Consider the following 19189-nt stretch of genomic DNA (forward strand, 5'->3'; position numbering starts at 1 on the left):
CCCTTCCATGCGCACCGTGTACGACGCCGAAAATGTGATTGATGCCCACTTGATCAAACAGGCGTTGGAGGCAGAAGGCATTCCTGCGTTTGTGCGTGGCGAGGCGTTGATCGGCGGGATGGGCGAACTGGGGGTGTTTGGCCTAGTGGCGGTGATGGTGCCCGAAGCGGCATGGCCACAGGCGCGCAGCGTGGTGGAGGCGCTGCACTTGGGCGAAATTGCGGCATTGCCGGAGGATGACGCGGCATTGCCGGGCGCATTGCCCGCATGAGTCTGGCGCAGTCCAGGCAAACGGCCACGCTGGAGTTGTTGATCGGGGCGGCCATCATCGGCAGCAATGGCTTGATGGTGCGCCTGACCGCGATGCCGCCGACGGCGGTGGCGTTCTGGCGGATGTTGCTGGCGGGTGTGTTACTGGCGTTGTTGGTCAGTGCGCGGCATGGCTGGCAGCCGTTATCGCGCACAACATGGCGGTGGCTGCTGGTGCCGATGCTGGCTTTCGCGATTGATCTTTGGATGTGGCACAAAAGTATTTTGCTGGTGGGGCCGGGGCTGGCCACCCTGCTGGCCAATACGCAGGTGTTTTTCATGGCGCTGGCCGGCGTGTTGCTGTTTGGTGAACGCTTGGGCCTGCGGTTTATTGCCGGGGTGCTGTTGGCATTTTTTGGGCTATGGCTGCTGCTGGGTGCGGACTGGGCCAGTTTGCCCGCGCAATACCGCTGGGGGATGTGGCTGGGGTTGACCACCGGAATGGCTTATGCCGCCTACAACGTGGGGATCAAGCGCTCGCAGCATGCGGCCGGCATAGGTCGTGCCCGCGCACCGGTGGAGCAGGTGCTGTGCATGGCTGCGTTTGGCAGTGCGCTGTGTTTGGGCGCAATGGGCTGGGCCGAAGGTGAGGTGTTTACGCCGCCATCGCTGCAAGTGTGGGGCTTGCTGTTGGCATTGGCGGCGGTTGGCCATTGCCTGAGCTGGATCTTGATTTCGCGCTCGATGGTGGTACTGCCGGTGGCGTTGGCGGGCTTGCTGTTGCTGGCGCAGCCCATCGTGGCGTATGTGCTGGATGTGCTGGTGTTGGATCTATCGCCCAGCCCGCGCCAGTGGGCGGGGCTGGCGGTGAGCCTGGCCGGGATTTTTGTGGCTGGGATGAAGTCCAGGCAAGCCGGCGCCGCGCAAGAGGCGTGAGTGTGGCTATGCTAGGTATTGGCACCAATACTGGAGTTCACTGCCTTTGCTGGGTTCATACACGTATTGAAAGCCGGTGAAGCCCCAATCTGCATTGCGGGCATCGAACGGCGGCCGATACGAGGCTTGATGGATGAGTACTGGATCACCGCTGCTCATGGCATAGGTGTAAATACGCACGAAACGGCCGGTGTTGGACAGTTCGGCATTGATGAGTTTGAATTCGAAATAGCGCCCGATTTTCTGGTTGCGAACTTGATACGGCGACGTGGTGGGTGCGGCATCCAGCGTCCAGGTTTCACCGCCGTAAATCACATGGCAGCGCACGCTGTCGGCGGATGCCGAGGCACTGGCCGCAACACCCACGAGGGCAACCAAAATGTGCATCGTGCGACGGTTCATGGTGCCCCCTTGCATTGCTGAACCACGGTATCGCCGGCGTGGCCGCACGGGCTGCTGGCAGCGCTGGCAGGATGCGGCACCCCGTCCGCATCCAGTCTGGCCACATGGGTGCGCCACTGCCGCACGCCTTCCGGCCCAAGCTTGGCCGATAGCACCCAGCCGGTGGTAGTGGCCACGGTGTCAAAGCTGTTGAACAGGAAATTGCCCAAGCTGTAGATGATTGGCTTGCCCTTGTACACATCGGCACCTTGGGTGACGTGTGGATGATCGCCCACCACCATGTCGGCACCGGCGTCGATCATGCGCCGGGCAAATTCACGCAAGCGCGGGCTGGGCTGGGCTTCTTCTTCCCAGCCCCAATGCATGAACGGGATCACGATGTCGGCATGCTGCACGCGGCGCGCCGCGATGATGTCTTCGATCACCTGCTCGTCTTCACCACTCCAGGCCACGCCGGGGTGGGTGGCATCGGCTTCGAACGCACGTGGCTTGAACTCCACATAGCCCAGCAGTGCGATACGCAAGCCGTTGCGCTCCAGGATCAGCGGCCTGTGTGCTTCTTCCAGCGTGTGGCCGCCCCCGAACCACGGCAGGCCGGCTTGCTGCATCAGGCCCAGCTGTTCGGCAAAGGCGGTCTTGCCGAAGTCGCCCGAGTGATTGTTGGCCAGCGAGACCGCGTCGAAATGCCGCTTCAGCACCGGCAACACCTGCGGGTCGGCACGGAAGGTAAATGGTTTGAGCAAGGCATTGCCGCCACGTGCCACCACGCATTCCAGATTGCCGATACGCAGGTCGTGCGCATCCAGCAGCGACTGGAACGGTTGGAAGGGGTCGGTGCCGCGCGCAATCAGCTCGCCGGGGCGTTCGGCCACCATGATGTCGCCGACGAACACGATGGACACTTCACGCGAGGGCGTTGCTGCATGGGTCGGCAACGCGGCCAGCAGCGCGGGCAAGACCAGCAAGGGGAGGGTGCGTTTCATTCATGCATCTTGACCGAAACCGGTGCCGCCTGCATGGCGTGTTTATTCCCGCGTGATGGCGCAGGTATAGACCAGCTCGCAAGCGCCATTGCCGCTGTCATCGCGGCTCAAGGAGCTGACCCAATGCCAGCCGTTGTCGGCATCCAGCCGCACCAGCCAGCCGTCGATGCGCACGCTGTCATCCGCGTGGATGGTGTCGAGTACGCGGGCCACTTCAGGTGTCGCCGGGATGATGTGCATATTGCTGGCGCTGCGCACGATTTCAGCGGGCGGAATGGGCGGCGTATTGCGCCAGCGGTAGTAAAAAAAGCGGCCCCCTTGGCTGATCGCAAGCTTGTCCAGTACCGCATCCTCGCGCATGCGGCCCCAGCCCAAGGCCAGATCGGCAGGGGAAAATTTGGCACCGGCATCGGCAAAATAATTTTCACGGCCCAGCACCCGCGCTTCCACGCTGAAGCCGGCCAATGGCGTGATCCGCACCTGATGCAGTGCGGGCAAGACCAGCCCATCGGGCACGTTGGTTTGCAGCGGTACATCGCCGCGTGCCACATGCGGCGGCATCGGGCAGGCCGCGTTGGCCAGTGCCGTGCGGGTGTCTTGCGACAGTTTGGTGCCAGGTGGATGCGCTAGCCACCACGCCAGCAGCAAGCACGCGGCGATGCATAGCACGATGGCATGACGTGGCCGCATTGGGGCGTCCGGTAATCAGGGGTGCGTCAATTGTGCCTGTGCCAGTTTGCCAATGGCATCGCCCAAGGTTTGCAGGAAATCATCCCGTGCCGAGGACTTGCGCCAGACCAGTGCAATCTTGCGGCTGGGCACCGGGGCGCGAAACGGAATCAGTTGGATATTGGGCGATGCGGCAATCGGTGCTTGCACCGAGAGGGCAGGTAGCAGGGTGACACCGACACCTGCGGCCACCATCTGCCGCAAGGTTTCCAAGCTGGTGGCGCGAAAGCCGGATTTTTCCTGCGCGCCGGACAGCCGGCACACATCCAGGGCCTGGTCACGCAGGCAGTGGCCGTCTTCCAGCAGCAGCAAGGTTTCGTGGCCGAGTGCATCCATCGCCATGCTGGGCTGCTTGGCCAAGGGGTGAGTGCTGGGTGCGGCAAACAGGAAGGGTTCTTCAAACAGGAATTGCGCGTGCAGTTGCTCGTCGTGCAACGGCAATGCCAACAAGGCGGCATCCAACTTGCCGTCGCGCAGGCGTTGCAGCAACACATCGCTTTTTTCTTCCACCAGCAACAGCTCCAACTGCGGAAAACGCTGATGCAGCGGCGCAACCACATGCGGCAACAGATACGGGCCCAAAGTGGGGAACACACCCAGCCGCAGGCTGCCGGCTTGTGGGTCGCGGCTGCGGCGCGCGGCTTGTTTCATTTCTTCCACTTCCGCCATGATGCGGCGCGCACGCTGCACGGCATCCTGCCCGGCGGGGGTGAGCATGACCTTGCGTGGCGCACGTTCGATCAGGGCCACACCCAACTCGTCCTCCAATTTTTTGATCTGGGTGGACAAGGTGGGTTGGCTGACAAAGCACGCCTGCGCGGCCTTGCCGAAGTGGCGTAGGTCGGCCAACGCGATGAGGTAGTTGAGGTCGCGCAGGTTCATCTCACGCGGCCTTGGCCTCAGTGGGTGCCGAAACACGAATCAGATGGTCGAAGGCTGACAGTGCGGCAGTCGAACCTGCGCCCATCGCCACCACGATTTGTTTGTACGCTTCGGTGGTGGCATCGCCCGCCGCAAACACGCCTGCCACATTGGTGTGGCCGCGGTCATCGATGATGATTTCGCCACGCGGGCTTAGCGCCACCGCGCCTTGCAGCCATTCGGTATTGGGTAGCAGGCCGATCTGCACGAACACGCCGCCCACTGCCAAATCCCTGGCCTCGCCGCTGCTGCGATCGGTGAAGCGCAGCCCGGTGAGCTTGCTGCCATCGCCCAGCATTTCGGTGGTTTGCGCGTTCAGATGTACGGCTGTGTTGGGCAAGCTGTGCAGCTTGCGTTGCAGGACGTCATCGGCGCGCAGCTTGCTGTCAAATTCCAACACCGTCACATGCTCGACCACGCCGGCCAAGTCAATCGCCGCTTCGATGCCGGAATTGCCGCCACCGATCACCGCCACCTGCTTGCCTTTGAACAGCGGGCCATCGCAGTGTGGGCAATAGGTGACACCCTTGGTGCGGTAGTCGGCTTCGCCGGGCACGCCGGTTTGCCGCCAGCGTGCGCCGGGAGCCAGGATCACGGTCTTGCTGCGCAAGGTGGCGCCGCTTTCCAGGGTTATGCTGGCCAAGCCATCACTCCCGGCGGCGTGCAGGGTCTTGGCGCGTTGCGAGGTGATCACCTCCACACCGTAGCTGCGCACATGCGCTTCCAGCGATGCGGCCAGTTTCGGGCCTTCGGTGTATTCCACCGACGGAAAATTCTCGATCGCCATGGTGTCTTGCACTTGGCCGCCAAAGCGCTCGGCCAGCAAGCCGGTGCGGATGCCTTTGCGTGCGGCATAAATCGCTGCCGCTGCGCCGGCGGGGCCGCCGCCTACGATCAGCACATCGTAAGGCGCACGATCATTGAGTGCTTCTGCGGCGCGTGCGGCTGCGCCGGCATCAAGCTTGCTCAACACCTGCTCGATACTCATGCGGCCCGCATCAAATTCCACACCGTTCATGTACACGGTGGGCACCGACAAAATGTGTTTGGCCGCCACTTCCGCTTCAAACAGCGCGCCATCGATGGCGATATGGCGAATGCGCGGGTTCAGCACGCTCATCATATTCAGCGCTTGCACGGTATCCGGGCAGCTCTGGCAATGCAGCGACATGTAGGTTTCAAACTGATAATCACCTTCAAGCGCACGCACTTGCGCGGCCAGCGCCGCATCGATTTTCATCGGATGGCCACCCACATGCAGCAGCGCCAGCACCAACGAGGTGAACTCGTGGCCCAGCGGAATACCGGCAAATGCCACCGCAACATCGCTGCCGATGCGGCGAATTTCAAACGATGGCTTGCGTGCGGCGTCGCCGTTGCTGCGGGAAATCTTCGGCGATAGCGCGGCGATTTCGTCCAGCAATGCATCCAGCAATGCATCCAGCTCGCGTGCGGCATCGGAATCGTCCAGCGAGGCAATCAAGGCGATCGGCTGCTGCAGTTTTTCCAGGTAAGCGGCAAGTTGGGTTTTGAGCGTGGCATCCAACATGGGGGCTCCTTCGAAATTGAGGCGCAGTTGCCCGTTCTGCGCATCAGGCAGAGGGGTGGAAGAGAACAGGGCTGCGGGAAAGTGACGCGCGGCATCGCTTTCACGCAACCCTCTCCGAAGGTGGAGAGGGTGCGTTGTAAAGGCTTAGATCTTGCCGACCAGGTCCAGCGACGGCGCAATGGTCTTGGCACCTTCCTTCCACTTGGCCGGGCACACTTCGCCGCTGTGGCTGGCCACGTATTGCGCGGCTTGCAGCTTGCGCACGGTTTCGGCCACGTCACGCGCAATCGCGTTGTCGTGCACTTCCATGGTCTTGATCACGCCATCGGGGTTGATCACGAAGGTGCCACGCAGGGCCAAGCCTTCTTCCGGGATATGCACGCCAAAGGCGTTGGTGAGCTGATGGGTGGGGTCGCCGATCAGCGGGAACTGCGCCTTGCCCACCGCCGGGCTGGTTTCGTGCCACACCTTGTGGCTGAAGTGGGTGTCGGTGGTGACGATATAGACCTCGGCACCGGCTTTCTGGAACTCGGCGTAATGCTCGGCGGCGTCTTCGATCTCGGTCGGGCAATTGAAGGTAAATGCGGCCGGCATGAAGATCAGTACCGACCAATGGCCTTTCAGGCTGGCTTCGGTCACTTCGATGAACTTGCCATTATGGAAGGCGTTGGCCTTGAACGGCTGCACTTGCGTGTTGATCAGGGACATGAGAATGCTCCGGTGTGGTGTGGGTGGGTTGGATCGGAAGTGGAGCCAGCTTAGGGTATCCCTATCAATAATTGAAATTGATTATAGATATCCTATCGATAGGCAGGGACTATTATCATGCCGGCAAGGCCCCGGCGCTTCGGCGCGGCCAGCTACCATGCTGCGATGACTGCCACTGCCCCCACCGTTGCCAGCCTGCTGACTCAGGCACGTACCCGGATTGATCCTGTCGATGCCGACTATTTGCTGCTGCATGTCTTGCACCAGTCGCGCAGTTGGCTGTTTGCGCATGCTGACGACGGCGTGAGCGCAGCCGATGCGGCGCATTTTGAAGCGTTGGTGCAGCGGCGCGGGATCGGGGAACCGGTGGCGTACCTGACCGGCAGTCGTGGGTTTTGGACGCTGGACTTGGCAGTGTCACCGGCCACCTTGATTCCGCGCCCGGAAACCGAGTTGCTGGTCGAGCAAGCCTTGCTGCGTATCCCCAACGATGCCGCCGTGCGGGTGGCCGATCTTGGCACCGGTAGTGGCGCGATTGCGCTGGCGTTGGCCAAGGAGCGCCCGCAGGCGCAGCTGGTGGCCACCGATGCCAGTGCAGATGCCTTGGACGTGGCGCGCGGCAATGCGCAGCGCAATGCCATCGGGAATGTCGAATTTCGCCAAGGCGATTGGTTGGCGCCGGTGCTGGGCGAGCGCTTCGATGTCATCGTCAGCAATCCGCCGTACATCGCGGAGCATGACCCGCATCTGGACGCCGGCGACCTGCGCTTTGAGCCGCTGCTGGCACTGGCCTGCGGCGTGGATGGGCTGGATGCCATTCGCATGATTGCAGTCGCCGCCCCAGCGCATCTGCGTGCCGGGGGGTGGTTGTTGCTGGAGCACGGGCTCGACCAAGGCCCGGCAGTGCGCACCCTGCTGCGCGACGCCGGGTTTTATGGGGTCAAAACCGTGCGCGATCTGGAGTCGCGTGATCGAGTCACATTGGGGCAACGATGACGCTGATGGCGAGCGCATCGGGTAGATCGCGCAGCCTATGAGCGATGTAGCGATTGCCCTGCGCCAGGCGCCAACACCGGCCCGCACCGCGACCGGGTTAAAATGAAAGCCAACACCCCCGCTGGAACCCGCATGCGCGCGCTGTATCCCGAAATCACCCCGTACCGCACCGGTAGCTTGGCCGTTGATGCCCGCCACACCTTGTATTGGGAAGAATGCGGTAACCCCCACGGCAAGCCGGTGGTGATGCTGCACGGCGGGCCGGGTGCGGGATGCACCCCCAATATGCGGCGTTTTCACGACCCTGCGAAATACCGCATCGTGTTGTTTGATCAGCGCGGTGCCGGGCGCAGCACCCCGCATGCGGATCTGACCGACAACAGCACATGGGATCTGGTCGCCGATATCGAACAATTGCGTGAACTTCTGGGAATTGTGGCATGGCAAGTGTTCGGCGGCAGCTGGGGCTCCACCCTGGCGTTGGCGTATGCGCAAACCCACCCGCAGCGTGTGACCGAGCTGGTGCTGCGTGGCATCTTCATGCTGCGCCGCTGGGAATTGGAATGGTTCTATCAAGAAGGTGCATCGCGCCTGTTCCCGGATGCATGGGAGCACTACATCAATGCGATCCCGATGGTGGAGCGGCACGATTTGATTTCCGCCTTCCAGCGCCGCCTCACATCCAGTGACGAGGCCACCCGTCTGGCCGCCGCACGTGCATGGGCGATCTGGGAAGGAGCCACCAGTTATCTGCATATCGATCCCGATTTCATGGATAGCCACGGTGACGCAGCATTCGCCTTGGCTTTTGCGCGGATCGAAAATCATTACTTCGTCAACGGTGGTTTTTTTGAAGTAGAAGACCAGTTGCTGCGAGATGCGCACAAAATTGCGCATATTCCCGGGGTGATCGTGCATGGCCGTTACGACGTGGTGTGCCCAATCCAGAACGCATTCGATTTGCACAGGGCGTGGCCGAAGGCTGAGCTCATCGTCAGTGCCGCCTCCGGGCATTCCGCATTTGAAGCGGAGAACGTGGCGGCATTGGTAGCGGCCACCGATCGCTTTGCTGCCTGACCTGCAGCGAATGTGCGTGGTCAGGGCAAGAACGTCAGCAGCCGCTACACTCGGCGCATGAACTTACTCGCCTTTGAAACCGCTACCGAAGCGTGTTCGGTCGCTATTTGGGTCGATGGGCAGGTGCGCGAGCGCTTCGAAATCGCGCCGCGTCGGCACACCGAGCTGGCTTTGCCTTGGGCCGAAGCGTTACTGGCCGAGGCTGGCATCAAACGCGCGCAACTCGATGCGATTGCGGTGGGCCGTGGACCTGGCGCGTTTACCGGTGTGCGCCTGGCGATTGGTATTGCGCAGGGCATCGCCCTGGCACTGAATCGCCCTGTCATCGCAGTATCGAGTTTGGCGGCGTTGGCGTTGCGTGCCAATGCGCCCGGCCGATGCCTTGCGGCGATAGACGCACGCATGGGTGAGGTCTATCTGGGTGCGTTCGAATGTGATGGTGATGGTGCACGGGCACTTGCACCGGAGGCCGTGATCAAGCCCGAGCTTGCACAGATTCCCGAAGGCGACGGCTGGCATGCGGTAGGCACCGGGTTTGCAGCGGTCGATGGTGCATTGCAACTACGTTTGCAGGGGCGTTTGCTGGGGCTGGATGCCAGCGCCTTGCCGCACGCCGGCGATGTGGTCCGCTTGGCTGCGCAGGCATTTGCGCGAGGCGAAGGGCAGGCACCCGAGCGCATCGAGCCGGCATACTTGCGCAATGATGTGGCGCTGACCTCGGCTCAACAGCAGGCGCTGCGCAAACAGGCATCCAGCACGGCCTGATTTTTTTTCGCTATGCTCCCGCGTATGGTGTCTGTTACAGGGGAGGATGCGTGAAGGCTCGTAATCTGTTGCTATCAGGCGTTTTACTGGCTACGCCGGCATTTGCCGAAGATGTTGCCTATGGTGGCCGAACCTTGGATGTGGCGCTCGATCAAGAGGCAAAGCCCATTCGCAGCATGCAAGGCTCGCACTATTCCATTTCATTGCCGCCCGATCAGCTCATCAGCAAGGCGCAAACCTGCCTTGCTGCACAAAGTGGCATGCATGTGGACTCCTCAGATCAGGCATCAGGTCAACTGCAGGCGACTGTCAAGCTTTCCTACCGCGCTCGATTTTCGTCTTTCACGGTCAGTAGCCGGTTGACCTTGCTGGCCGCAGGAGGGGGGTTTCAGATCACTGAAACCGGGCTTGGAGTCGCTGCAGCGGGTAGCGAAGCAGCGGCTGACGTGCAGCCGTTGTCGCAAAAGGAAAGCGGCTGGGAAAAGTCGCTGGATGCATTGATCCTGGGCGAAAATGCATTGGTCGATTGCCTGTATCGCTGAGTGGTGCGGCGCCATGCTGGCGCTTCACGGCCATTGCTTAGCGATCGACTAATTCGCCACCGGGCATGAATTGCCAAGTGCGGGTGATGTGCAAGATGTCGGGGTCTTCCGGCGTTTTCGGCAGTGGCGCGAACGGAATCGAGAGCTTGACGATGCGCAGGGCAGCATCGTCGAGCATCGGGATATTGCTGCTGCGGATGATGCGCATGCTTTCCACGCTGCCGTCACGGCGCACGGCGACACTGATCACCACCAGTCCGCCAATGTGACGGCGGCGTGCTTCATCCGGGTAGTTCAAGTTGCCTACCCGCTCAACCCGGGTCACCCAACTCCGCAGGTATTGCGCCCACGCGTATTCCTTGGTGCTGGCCGAAACAAACTTGCGTTTCGGGCGTTTGGCGTATTCGGCCGAACGCAACTGGATTTCCGCTGCCAGCCGCGCCATTTCAATGTCACGGTCGATTTTTTCGCGCCCCGGCGGTTGTCCATTGCTGGTGGCTTCCGGGGTTGGTGTGGGTAGCGGCAGACTCGTGTTGCTTTGCGTGGAGGTCACCAAGGGTGCATTTTGCGGTGGACTGGGCGTAGGCGACTGCGCATGCAGCGGTCGTGGAGCCAGCCCGTCCACCGGCTGTGGCAACGGGCCGGCTTGTGGCGCACTGGGGCGGTTGGCCTTGTCGTGTTCACCTCCACCCTGATTGTTCGCTTGCGCAAGGAAATCCGCTTGCGCCGGCGTGAGCGGTGTTTGGGTACGGGTTTGGATCACGTCAAGGGTCGGTACCAAGGGTGCGGCATCTTCAATCGTGAAGCCAATCCCAAGGATCACCAAGGCATGCAGGAGTAGCGACAGCACAACGGTTGCACGCATGCGCTCCGTGTCGCCGATTCGAGACGGGGCCGGCAGGGCAGGGGCGGTACTGGCGACCATCAGGACAGGGCGAGGGCTTCGATGCAATCGAATAATTGCGCGGCGATATTCAGGCCGAATTGCGCATCCAACTCGCGGATACAGGTCGGACTGGTGACGTTGATTTCAGTCAGTGAATCACCAATCACATCCAGGCCAACAAACAGCATTCCGCGCCGGCGGAGTTCAGGGCCGACCTGTGCCGCGATCCAGCGGTCGTGCTCGGTCAGTGGCCGGCCTTCACCGCGGCCACCAGCGGCAAGATTGCCGCGGAATTCATCACCTTGCGGAATCCGTGCCAGGCAGTAATCCACCGGTGTGCCATCCACCAACAGTATGCGCTTGTCGCCATGCACGATCTCCGGCAAATAGCGTTGCGCCATCGCCAGTTGCCGGCCACCTTCGGTCAGGGTTTCCAGAATGACATTCAAGTTGGGGTCGCCGGCGTGGCTGCGGAAGATCGAGCGCCCGCCCATCCCATCCAATGGCTTCAGTACAACTTCGCCCTGTTCACTGGTAAATGCTTTCAGTGCCTTGTTGTCGCGGCTGACCAGGGTCGGCGGGCAGCACTGCGGAAACAGCAGGGCTGCCAGTTTCTCGTTGAAATCGCGCAGACCCTGCGGATTGTTGACCACCAGAGCGCCCTGGCGTTGCGCAAACCCCAGAATCTGGGTGTCATGCAGGTAATTGGCGTCCACCGGTGGGTCGGTGCGCATCAGCACGGCCTGGCCGGGGCCAAAGGTCAGGGTTGACCAATCGCCCAGCATGAAATGCTCGCCCGGGATGTCGTGCACTTGCAGTGGCGCCACTACCGCAGTCGCTTGCCCGTCGCGCAGGGCCAGGCCGCCGGGGCGCACATAGTGCAGGCGGTGGCCACGGTGCTGGGCTTCCAGCAGCATGGCAAACGTGGAGTCTTTGGCCGGCTTGATGGCGCCAATCGGATCCATGACCACCACCACATCAAGAGCTGCGGAAACTGGCATTACGAAGAGTCCATACGGGGGGGCGAAGCATGGTAGCAGGCAGACAAATCGAACATCAGATGCGGTAAATGCTTGACACGCTGCGCATAGACTGGGATATAGAGAGCTGTTGTCGCCGCTGGGTGCGGCACTCAGGATTCAAGCGCAAGGGGAACACATGGCGCAGCAAGACAGTGCAGATAGCAACCTGAAGGGATTGCGGGTGATGGTCATTGACGACTCCAGAACAATCCGACGCACGGCGGAAACCCTGCTTGCGCGCGAGGGTTGCGATGTCGTTTCGGCAACCGATGGGTTCGAGGCGTTGTCGAAGATCGCAGATCACAATCCGCAGATCATTTTCGTCGATATCATGATGCCGCGACTGGACGGATATCAGACCTGTGCCCTGATCAAGAACAACCAAACGTTTAAAAACGTGCCGGTGATCATGCTTTCGTCTAAGGACGGTTTATTCGACAAGGCAAGAGGCCGTATTGTCGGCTCCGAGCAATACCTGACCAAGCCGTTCACGCGAGATGAGCTGCTTGGTGCAATTCGGACGTACGTTAACGCCTGACCGGGGGGGACAGGATCAGCATGGCACGCATACTGCTTATCGAAGATTCACCGACTGAGACTGCAGTCATGGTGCAGTTGCTGGAACGCAACGGTCACCAGGTCACGACGTCGGGTAGCGCGGAAGACGGCATTACTGCCTGCAAGCGCGACAAGCCCGATCTGGTGCTGATGGATGTGATTCTGCCCGGAATGAATGGCTTTCAGGCCACCCGTGCACTGTCGCGGGATAGCGAAACCAGCCATATCCCGATCGTGATCGTCAGCACCAAGGGGCTGGAAACCGATCGCGTATGGGGCATGCGCCAAGGGGCCAAGGATTACATCACGAAGCCGCCGCGCGAAAGTGAGTTGGTTGCGCGCATCAACGCATTGATTGGGCACTGACTATGGCCAAGCGCGGCAAGCAAAAGCAAAAAGGCAAAGCCCAGACCGAAGCCGCCAAGGCGGCACCAGTACCGGTCGTGCATGACAGCGCTGCCGAGAGGGTCGATGAAACCCGTGCGGCCAATGCTGTTGCCGCACTGCCGGAACCGCAGGCTATGGCCGACGATACGGCTGAGGCAGCGGTGCCTGCCAGCGATGCGGCGGAAGAAGTAGAAACGGGGCACGTAGAAATAACGGCAGCAGTCGCGTCGGGTCCGGATGCCGATGCCAGTGCCGTTATTGCCGAACATGATGTTTCACAGGCCGCGGCGGAAGCGGCCGTGGTTGACGTCCAGGTGGCGCAAAAACCCAAGCGCCCACGGCGTGCGCCAGTGCGCCCACGTGAGCAACGGCCCCCATTCCTGGTGTTGGCCGATTACGAACAGCGCAGCCTGTCGCACGTCGCTGGTTTGCCCGAGCAATTGGACGCGCCGGGGTTGTGGCGCGGAGTTGCCTATCGTGTTGGCGCGCATCGGCTGGCATCTGGGTTTGGTGAGGTGATTGAAATCCTGCCATTGCCGGCGCTAACCCATGTGCCAGGTTCGCAAGCGTGGATGCTGGGGGTTGCCAATATTCGCGGCACCTTGCTGCCGGTGGTCGACCTCAAGCAATTTTTGGAAGGCGAGCGTACCGTCCTGCACGAACGCCAGCGGGTGCTGGTGATGCGTCAGCCGGGCGGTGATGTCGCCGTCACGATTGATGAGCTTTATGGTCAACGCAGTTTCGTCGACGCGCAGGGCATCGCCGCCGATGCGATCAGTGAAGGGCGCTATGCGCACTTTATCGATCGCGCCTATCGCATCAATGATCAAGATTGGGGCGTTTTCAGTTTCGAACGCCTCGCCCGTACTCCCGAATTCCGCCAAGCCGCCGCCTAACTGGCGGAACCCCAAGCAAGCCGAGGTCGCACGATGAGCACTTTGATGGATTCCGCCGCCGGTAAAGGCCGCAATCTCAGCACCAACTTCTGGATCTGGTTGCTGATCGGTTCGCTGGTCGTATTTGCCGGCAACACTCTGTATGCCACGACCAAGGCATCGCGCTTGGGCGGTGCCAGTACTGCGGCTTCGCGCTTGCAATTGAACTCGCAGCGACTGGCCAACCAAGGCCGTGAAGCGATCGACGGTAAAGGCCAGGCGTTTGATGCGCTGAAGGCCACCAAGGGCGAAATTGACGCGGATATCAAACTGCTGAATGACCGCTTCGGTGATGCCGCGGGCGTGGCGGCACCGATTCGCACGGTCACCAATACGTGGGATCCGCTGGCAAAGCGTTCCGACGAAGTCATGGGCTCGCAGCAGGCGGTGCTGGCGCTGGCCGGTCACGCGGATAGCTTCACCGGTAAGATTCCGCAGCTGCAAGCGCAATTGAACGAAGTTGTACGCGGCCTGGCCTCCGGTGGTGCCAGCTCGGCACAGGTGTTCACTGCGCTCAACCAAGTGGTGACCTCGTCCACCATGGCGCGTCGAATTGCCGAACTGCGTGCGGGTGGTGCGGGTGCGCAGGTCGCTGCCGATGCGCTGGGGCGCGATGCTGCGGTGTTCGACCGGCAGATGAATGCGTTGGTCAGTGGCAGTGCAGATATCGGCAAGGTCAGCGCCGCTGGCGCGGTGGGCCCGCTGAATCAAGCACATGCCATGTGGCAGGGCATGAAGAAGGATCTCGACGCGATCGTGGGGGACTCCAAGCGTCTGATCGTGGCGCAGGCGTCGGCCAGCGCCCTTGCCGCAGGCTCGGACAAGTTGTTGTCCGACAGTGAGGGCCTGTTTGCGGCATTCACCTCGTTTGGCTCATTGAAGGACACCAGCGTCATCGGTGGCGTCTGGGTCAGTATCCTGTCGGGTGCGGTGGCGCTATTCTCGATCGTCGGCTTGCTGTGGGCACTGGGGCGTGCGCAGCGCGTACGCTACCAGACCACCAAAGAACTGAATGACCGTAACCAGGAGGCGATCATGCGCCTGCTGGACGAAATGGGTTCGCTGGCGGAAGGCGATCTTACCGTGAAGGCGACCGTGACCGAAGACATGACCGGCGCGATTGCGGACTCCATCAACTTCGCCGTCGAACAGTTGCGTACCTTGGTGGCCACGATTAATGACACCTCGGTGCAGGTGGCGGCCAGTGCGCAGGAAACCCAGGCTACCGCGATGCATCTGGCCGACGCCGCGGAGCATCAGGCGCAGGAAATCAACTCCGCGTCCGGTCGAATCAGTGAAATTGCGACCAGCATTAATCAGGTGTCGCGCAACTCCGCCGACTCCGCCGAGGTGGCGCGCCGCTCCGTGCAGATCGCCACCAACGGTGCGGGCGTGGTGCGGCAGACGATTGCCGGCATGGACAGCATTCGCGACCAGATTCAGGAAACCTCCAAGCGCATCAAGCGACTGGGTGAAAGCTCACAGGAAATCGGCTCGATCGTGGAACTGATCAATGACATTTCCGAACAGACCAACATCCTGGCGTTGAACGCGGCAATTCAGGCGGCCTCGGCCGGCGAAGCCGGCCGTGGGTTCGCGGTGGTGGCCGACGAAGTGCAACGCCTCGCGGAACGCTCTTCCAGCGCCACCAAGCGCATCGAATCGCTGGTGCAAACCATTCAGGCCGATACCAACGAAGCGGTCAGCTCGATGGAACAGACGACATCGGAAGTGGTGGCCGGTGCCCGTTTGGCCGAGGACGCCGGTACTGCACTGGGCGAAATCGAAAAGGTGTCATCCGACTTGTCGGGATTGATTGAAGGGATTTCGGTGGCTGCGCAGGAGCAATCCTCGGCAGCAACCAATATCACCCAAGCGATGAACACGATTCAGTCGATCACCGCACAAACCTCACAAGGTGCCAGCCAGACTGCGGCATCCATTGGAAATCTGGCGCAGCTTGCCGCCGACCTTCGCCGTTCGGTCGCCGACTTCAAGCTGCCTGCCTGACGTCGATTGAGACAAGGATCAGGATGAACAGCATCCTTCAGGGCAGAATCGTTTTGCTTGGATTTAGCGGAGCCTCGTCATGACCACGGCACAGCGAGACGCCATCGACCATACCGCGTTGGGTTGGGTAAAACCCGAGATCGATGAGGCCTTGCGTCAGGCCAGGATCGAGCTCGAAGCGTTCGCCGACGCCCCCAACGGTGAAAATTCGATGCAGGCGTGCATGGGGTATCTGCACCAAGTGCAGGGCACCTTGCGGATGCTTGAATTGCAGGCACCCACCATGGTGTCGGTGGAAATGGAGCAGGTGGCAGCAGCATTGCAAGCAGCGGCCACGCCCAATCGAGATGATGCCCTGGCTGCGCTGATGCGCGGTTTGGTGCAGTTGCCGGACTATCTGGAGCGTTTGCAGGGTGGGCATCGCGACATTCCGATCGTGTTGCTGCCGCTGATCAACGATCTGCGCGCCGCACACGGGGCTGCCCCGATGTTGCAAGACCAATTGCCCAGCTTGCTGGTCGCGCCCAGCGATGCCGAAATCGAACATGCACGCGGCAGCTTGGCCGGGCGCAACCGTGCACTGCTGGATACCGTGTCTTCCGCGATCAAGGAAGACCTGCTGAAGGTCAAAGACGCGCTGGATCTGTATCTGCGCGGCAATCGCGCAAATGTGCAAGATCTGCTGCCGCAGGCCGAAGCGCTGGATCGAATTGGCGACACCTTGGGTATGTTGGGGTTGAGCAGCGCCAGCGGTGTGGTGCAAGAGCAGCGCGCAGTTGTGCAGGCCATTGCCAGCGGCGAGCGCGCATTGCAGGAAAGTGACCTGCTGGACGTGGCTGGCGCGCTGATTTACATCGATCATTCGCTGGATGATCAAGTTGCGCATTTGGGTAGCGGTGCTGAAAGCGGCGATTTGCTGGCGCAGGAATCAAGCAAGGTCATGGGGGCACTGACTCAGGCCACCATCGGCAATTTTGCGGAAGTGCGCAATGCCTTCATAGCTTTTGTCGAAACCAATTGGGATCACGCACACGTTGCCTCGGTGCCGCGCCTGTTGGCAGAGGTTGCCGGGGTGCTGCACATGGTGCAGCAAGACGTCCCCGCAGATTACTTGCAAGCCCTGCAGGTCTATACACAAGCCGAGCTGATTGACCGCAAACGCGTTCCCAGTGGACGCCAACTAGATACTCTGGCCGACGCGCTGACCAGCTTGGAGTACTACCTGGAATCCCTGCATGACCCGTTGGGTCAGCGTTCGGATTTGCTCGACAAAGCGCGCGCGTGTTTGGAAGCCTTGCAGTATTGGCCGATCCCGCAAGTGGGTACGCGCACGGCAGCGCCGGCCGACAGCCATATTGCACCTGCATTCGTGGAGCAGGCGCCACCTGCGCAGGCGGATCATGGCACCCCGCCAGTAGTGGAGGGGGCAAACGTCAGCGAACCACAGGCTGTGGTGGTCACCGCACCGGCTGCAGCAGCTGCCGTAGTATCCGGGAGTGCGCAGCCAGTGGCGGCTGGCTTCGAGTCGATGGGTGAAGAAATCGATGATGAGATCCGTGAAATCTTCCTTGAAGAGTTCCAGGATGAAATCGCCAATCTGGATGAACTGATGCCAGCCTGGCGCATGGCGCCGGAAGATGCAGAACGCCTGCGCCCAATTCGCCGCGTGTACCACACCCTCAAGGGGAGTGGTCGCTTGGTCGGGGCCAAAGTGTTGGGCGAGTTCGCATGGCATGTCGAGAGCATGTTCAATCGCGTGCTGGATGGTTCACGCCCGGCCAGCTCGGCCGTGGTCGGGTTTGCCGGCTTATCGCGCGAACTATTGCCGCAATTGCATGCCGCCTTGCTGGGTACTGGCAAGGTCAATGTCGATATTCCCGCCATGGAAGCCGCAGCAGATCGCTTGGCTGCCGGCGAAGACGTCTTGATGTCAACGCTGCCGCTAGTGCAGGCGGGCGCGGTTGCTGCGCCGGCAGAGCCGGTGGTTGAAGTCGCAGCCGATGCAGCTGGCGAGGCGCATACCACGTCGGTCAGCGTGGATCCGGTGTTGCTGGAAATCCTGGGTACCGAAGTTGGCAGCCATTTGGAAACCGTGGATGCGTGGTTGGCCGCTGCCCGCAATGGCGAGGCCGCCATCAGCGACCGGCTGATCCGTGCCATCCATACACTCAACGGCGCTTTTGCAATGACCGAAGTGGTGTCGGTCACGGCATTTACGGCGCCGGCCGAAGGCTTTGTGAAGCGCTTGATGGGGGCGAGCACGGTTGCCGATGAGGCAGGCATCGCAGCGATTGCTGACATGTCAGCGGCTATCAAGGCTTCGACACACGCACTGCAAACAGCACCCGATCAGGTGCCGGTGCATTCGAGTTTGGCGGCACGCATTACCGCTTTGCGTGATGCATTGCCAGAATCCAGTCTGCCGTTTATCGATGGCCTCCACCGCGAGGAAACCGAACGCGTCGAAGCCGAACGCGTCGAAGCCGAACGCGTCGAAGCCGAACGCGTCGAAGCCGAGCGCGTCGAAGCCGAGCGCGTCGAAGCCGAGCGCGTCGAAGCCGAGCGCGTCGAAGCCGAGCGCGTCGAAGCCGAACGCGTCGAAGCCGAACGCGTCGAAGCCGAACGCGTCGAAGCCGAACGCGTCGAAGCCGAACGCGTCGAAGCCGAACGCGTCGAAGCCGAACGCGTCGAAGCCGAACGCGTCGAAGCCGAGCGCGTCGAAGCCGAGCGCGTCGAAGCCGAACGCGTCGAAGCCGAACGCATCGAAGCCGAACGCATCGAAGCCGAACGCATCGAAGCCGAACGCATCGAAGCCGAACGCGTCGCGGCAGAACGCGCCGCGATGGATGAGGCCGAACGCGCCGAAGCGGAGCGCCTTGAAGCGGAGCAAGCCAAAGCTGCACGCGTTGAAGCCGAGCGTCTTGAAGCGGAGCGCGTGGAAGCTGAGCGACTTGAAGCCGAGCGTGTTGAAGCAGAACGCCTTGAAGCTGAGCGTCTCGAAGCCGAGCGTGTTGAAGCAGAACGCCTTGAAGCTGAGCGTCTCGAAGCCGAGCGTGTTGAAGCAGAACGCCTTGAAGCTGAGCGACTCGAAGCCGAGCGTGTTGAAGCAGAACGCGTCGAAGCCGAACGCCTTGAGGCTGAACGCGTCGAAGCCGAACGTCTCGAAGCAGAACGCGTCGAAGCCGAACGTCTCGAAGCCGAACGTCTCGAAGCCGAACGTCTCGAAGCAGAACGCGTCGAAGCCGAACGCCTTGAAGCAGAGCGTCTCGACGCCGAACGCGCGGAAGCACAGCGTCAGGAAGCAGATCGGATTGTCGCTGCGCGTGTCGAAGCCGAGCGCCTGGAAGCTGAACGGGCTGCGGCTGCACGTGCCGAAGTCGAGCGGCAACAGGCCGAGCGTCGAGTTGCCGAAGCGCAGGCGGCAGCCAAGGCACGCGAATTTGCTGCATTGGCGGCATTGCAGGCGACGGCTGCAGCTGCAGAAGATCCGGACGAAGCGCTGGATACCAGTGATTTGGACGTGGAACTGGTCGA

The 19189-nt window shown here is 61.4% G+C and carries 19 protein-coding genes and 1 pseudogene; 11 read left to right on the forward strand and 9 right to left on the reverse strand.

All coding sequences use genetic code 11. The features are described 5' to 3' along the window. Positions 1-7: 7 nt before the first annotated feature. On the forward strand, positions 8-271 hold the full coding sequence (locus tag K7B09_RS06025) for a putative signal transducing protein (protein WP_223627863.1): 264 nt from the start codon (positions 8-10) through the stop codon (positions 269-271). Beyond that, a complete protein-coding gene (locus K7B09_RS06030) occupies positions 268-1185 on the forward strand; it encodes a DMT family transporter (RefSeq protein ID WP_223627865.1) in 918 nt (305 codons plus the stop codon). Before K7B09_RS06025 ends, K7B09_RS06030 begins: the two co-directional genes overlap by 4 nt. 6 nt (positions 1186-1191) lie before the next feature. Here the strand turns inward: K7B09_RS06030 and K7B09_RS06035 are convergent, their stop codons facing one another. From K7B09_RS06035 to ahpC, 6 genes are all read right to left on the reverse strand, one after another. Continuing rightward, positions 1192-1587 (reverse strand): hypothetical protein, encoded by a 396-nt coding sequence (locus tag K7B09_RS06035; RefSeq protein ID WP_223627867.1) that lies wholly within the window; start codon positions 1585-1587, stop codon positions 1192-1194. Further along, positions 1584-2570 (reverse strand): CapA family protein, encoded by a 987-nt coding sequence (locus K7B09_RS06040; protein WP_223627869.1) that lies wholly within the window; start codon positions 2568-2570, stop codon positions 1584-1586. The genes K7B09_RS06035 and K7B09_RS06040 overlap by 4 nt, the downstream gene beginning before the upstream one ends. 42 nt (positions 2571-2612) lie before the next feature. Then, the gene (locus K7B09_RS06045) at positions 2613-3260 is read right to left on the reverse strand and encodes a hypothetical protein (protein WP_223627871.1); all 648 of its coding nucleotides are present in this window, start codon (positions 3258-3260) and stop codon (positions 2613-2615) included. Between the two features lie 15 nt (positions 3261-3275). Beyond that, the gene (locus tag K7B09_RS06050; protein WP_223627873.1) at positions 3276-4181 is read right to left on the reverse strand and encodes a LysR substrate-binding domain-containing protein; all 906 of its coding nucleotides are present in this window, start codon (positions 4179-4181) and stop codon (positions 3276-3278) included. Position 4182: 1 nt separating this feature from the next. Continuing rightward, entirely contained in the window at positions 4183-5769 is a 1587-nt protein-coding gene (gene ahpF, locus K7B09_RS06055) for an alkyl hydroperoxide reductase subunit F (RefSeq protein WP_223627875.1), read from the reverse strand. A 144-nt stretch (positions 5770-5913) separates the two neighbouring features. Continuing rightward, positions 5914-6477 carry an alkyl hydroperoxide reductase subunit C gene (gene ahpC / locus K7B09_RS06060; RefSeq protein ID WP_223627877.1) on the reverse strand — a complete coding sequence of 188 codons (564 nt, stop codon included), beginning with the start codon at positions 6475-6477 and terminating at the stop codon, positions 5914-5916. A 165-nt stretch (positions 6478-6642) separates the two neighbouring features. On the opposite strand from ahpC, the gene prmC reads away from it, so the two are divergent. From prmC to K7B09_RS06080, 4 genes are all read left to right on the forward strand, one after another. Beyond that, positions 6643-7473 (forward strand): peptide chain release factor N(5)-glutamine methyltransferase, encoded by an 831-nt coding sequence (gene prmC, locus K7B09_RS06065; RefSeq protein ID WP_223627879.1) that lies wholly within the window; start codon positions 6643-6645, stop codon positions 7471-7473. A gap of 132 nt (positions 7474-7605) precedes the next feature. Continuing rightward, positions 7606-8550, forward strand: a complete 945-nt coding sequence (gene pip, locus K7B09_RS06070; protein WP_223627881.1) for a prolyl aminopeptidase — start codon at positions 7606-7608, stop codon at positions 8548-8550. A 57-nt stretch (positions 8551-8607) separates the two neighbouring features. Continuing rightward, entirely contained in the window at positions 8608-9315 is a 708-nt protein-coding gene (gene tsaB, locus K7B09_RS06075) for a tRNA (adenosine(37)-N6)-threonylcarbamoyltransferase complex dimerization subunit type 1 TsaB (RefSeq protein WP_223627883.1), read from the forward strand. A gap of 50 nt (positions 9316-9365) precedes the next feature. Further along, positions 9366-9857: a hypothetical protein gene (locus K7B09_RS06080; protein ID WP_223627885.1), complete on the forward strand. Its 492-nt coding sequence runs from the start codon at positions 9366-9368 to the stop codon at positions 9855-9857. Positions 9858-9894: 37 nt separating this feature from the next. Here K7B09_RS06080 and K7B09_RS06085 read toward each other — a convergent pair whose 3' ends face one another. Continuing rightward, a complete protein-coding gene (locus K7B09_RS06085) occupies positions 9895-10782 on the reverse strand; it encodes an energy transducer TonB (protein WP_223627887.1) in 888 nt (295 codons plus the stop codon). Further along, a complete protein-coding gene (gshB, locus tag K7B09_RS06090) occupies positions 10782-11744 on the reverse strand; it encodes a glutathione synthase (protein WP_223627889.1) in 963 nt (320 codons plus the stop codon). Before gshB ends, K7B09_RS06085 begins: the two co-directional genes overlap by 1 nt. A gap of 157 nt (positions 11745-11901) precedes the next feature. On the opposite strand from gshB, the gene pilG reads away from it, so the two are divergent. From pilG to K7B09_RS13295, 5 genes and pseudogenes are all read left to right on the forward strand, one after another. Next, positions 11902-12303 (forward strand): twitching motility response regulator PilG, encoded by a 402-nt coding sequence (pilG, locus tag K7B09_RS06095; protein ID WP_223627891.1) that lies wholly within the window; start codon positions 11902-11904, stop codon positions 12301-12303. A gap of 20 nt (positions 12304-12323) precedes the next feature. Next, entirely contained in the window at positions 12324-12689 is a 366-nt protein-coding gene (locus K7B09_RS06100; RefSeq protein WP_223627893.1) for a response regulator transcription factor, read from the forward strand. 371 nt (positions 12690-13060) lie between these two features. Beyond that, positions 13061-13606: a chemotaxis protein CheW gene (locus K7B09_RS06105; protein WP_223628708.1), complete on the forward strand. Its 546-nt coding sequence runs from the start codon at positions 13061-13063 to the stop codon at positions 13604-13606. A gap of 33 nt (positions 13607-13639) precedes the next feature. After that, positions 13640-15655, forward strand: coding sequence for a methyl-accepting chemotaxis protein (locus tag K7B09_RS06110; RefSeq protein ID WP_223627896.1), 2016 nt, complete (start codon positions 13640-13642; stop codon positions 15653-15655). A gap of 1528 nt (positions 15656-17183) precedes the next feature. Further along, positions 17184-17465: pseudogene (locus K7B09_RS13295) on the forward strand (Hpt domain-containing protein); the annotation flags it as partial. A 616-nt stretch (positions 17466-18081) separates the two neighbouring features. On the opposite strand, the gene K7B09_RS13300 reads toward K7B09_RS13295, so the two are convergent. Then, positions 18082-19113, reverse strand: coding sequence for a pentapeptide repeat-containing protein (locus tag K7B09_RS13300; protein WP_425507849.1), 1032 nt, complete (start codon positions 19111-19113; stop codon positions 18082-18084). Positions 19114-19189: the final 76 nt, after the last annotated feature.

This window comes from Thermomonas beijingensis (assembly GCF_020034655.1).
Classification (GTDB): Bacteria; Pseudomonadota; Gammaproteobacteria; order Xanthomonadales; family Xanthomonadaceae; genus Thermomonas; species Thermomonas beijingensis.

Bases quoted from the DNA above. Each gene is read 5' to 3' on its own strand.
- K7B09_RS06025 (WP_223627863.1), top strand. From the start codon at position 8: ATGCGCACCGTGTACGACGCCGAAAATGTGATTGATGCCCACTTGATC.
- K7B09_RS06030 (WP_223627865.1), top strand. From the start codon at position 268: ATGAGTCTGGCGCAGTCCAGGCAAACGGCCACGCTGGAGTTGTTGATC.
- K7B09_RS06035 (WP_223627867.1), bottom strand. From the start codon at position 1,587: ATGAACCGTCGCACGATGCACATTTTGGTTGCCCTCGTGGGTGTTGCG.
- K7B09_RS06040 (WP_223627869.1), bottom strand. From the start codon at position 2,570: ATGAAACGCACCCTCCCCTTGCTGGTCTTGCCCGCGCTGCTGGCCGCG.
- K7B09_RS06045 (WP_223627871.1), bottom strand. From the start codon at position 3,260: ATGCGGCCACGTCATGCCATCGTGCTATGCATCGCCGCGTGCTTGCTG.
- K7B09_RS06050 (WP_223627873.1), bottom strand. From the start codon at position 4,181: ATGAACCTGCGCGACCTCAACTACCTCATCGCGTTGGCCGACCTACGC.
- ahpF (WP_223627875.1), bottom strand. From the start codon at position 5,769: ATGTTGGATGCCACGCTCAAAACCCAACTTGCCGCTTACCTGGAAAAA.
- ahpC (WP_223627877.1), bottom strand. From the start codon at position 6,477: ATGTCCCTGATCAACACGCAAGTGCAGCCGTTCAAGGCCAACGCCTTC.
- prmC (WP_223627879.1), top strand. From the start codon at position 6,643: ATGACTGCCACTGCCCCCACCGTTGCCAGCCTGCTGACTCAGGCACGT.
- pip (WP_223627881.1), top strand. From the start codon at position 7,606: ATGCGCGCGCTGTATCCCGAAATCACCCCGTACCGCACCGGTAGCTTG.
- tsaB (WP_223627883.1), top strand. From the start codon at position 8,608: ATGAACTTACTCGCCTTTGAAACCGCTACCGAAGCGTGTTCGGTCGCT.
- K7B09_RS06085 (WP_223627887.1), bottom strand. From the start codon at position 10,782: ATGGTCGCCAGTACCGCCCCTGCCCTGCCGGCCCCGTCTCGAATCGGC.
- gshB (WP_223627889.1), bottom strand. From the start codon at position 11,744: ATGCCAGTTTCCGCAGCTCTTGATGTGGTGGTGGTCATGGATCCGATT.
- pilG (WP_223627891.1), top strand. From the start codon at position 11,902: ATGGCGCAGCAAGACAGTGCAGATAGCAACCTGAAGGGATTGCGGGTG.
- K7B09_RS06100 (WP_223627893.1), top strand. From the start codon at position 12,324: ATGGCACGCATACTGCTTATCGAAGATTCACCGACTGAGACTGCAGTC.
- K7B09_RS06110 (WP_223627896.1), top strand. From the start codon at position 13,640: ATGAGCACTTTGATGGATTCCGCCGCCGGTAAAGGCCGCAATCTCAGC.
- K7B09_RS13300 (WP_425507849.1), bottom strand. From the start codon at position 19,113: ATGCCGCCAATGCAGCAAATTCGCGTGCCTTGGCTGCCGCCTGCGCTT.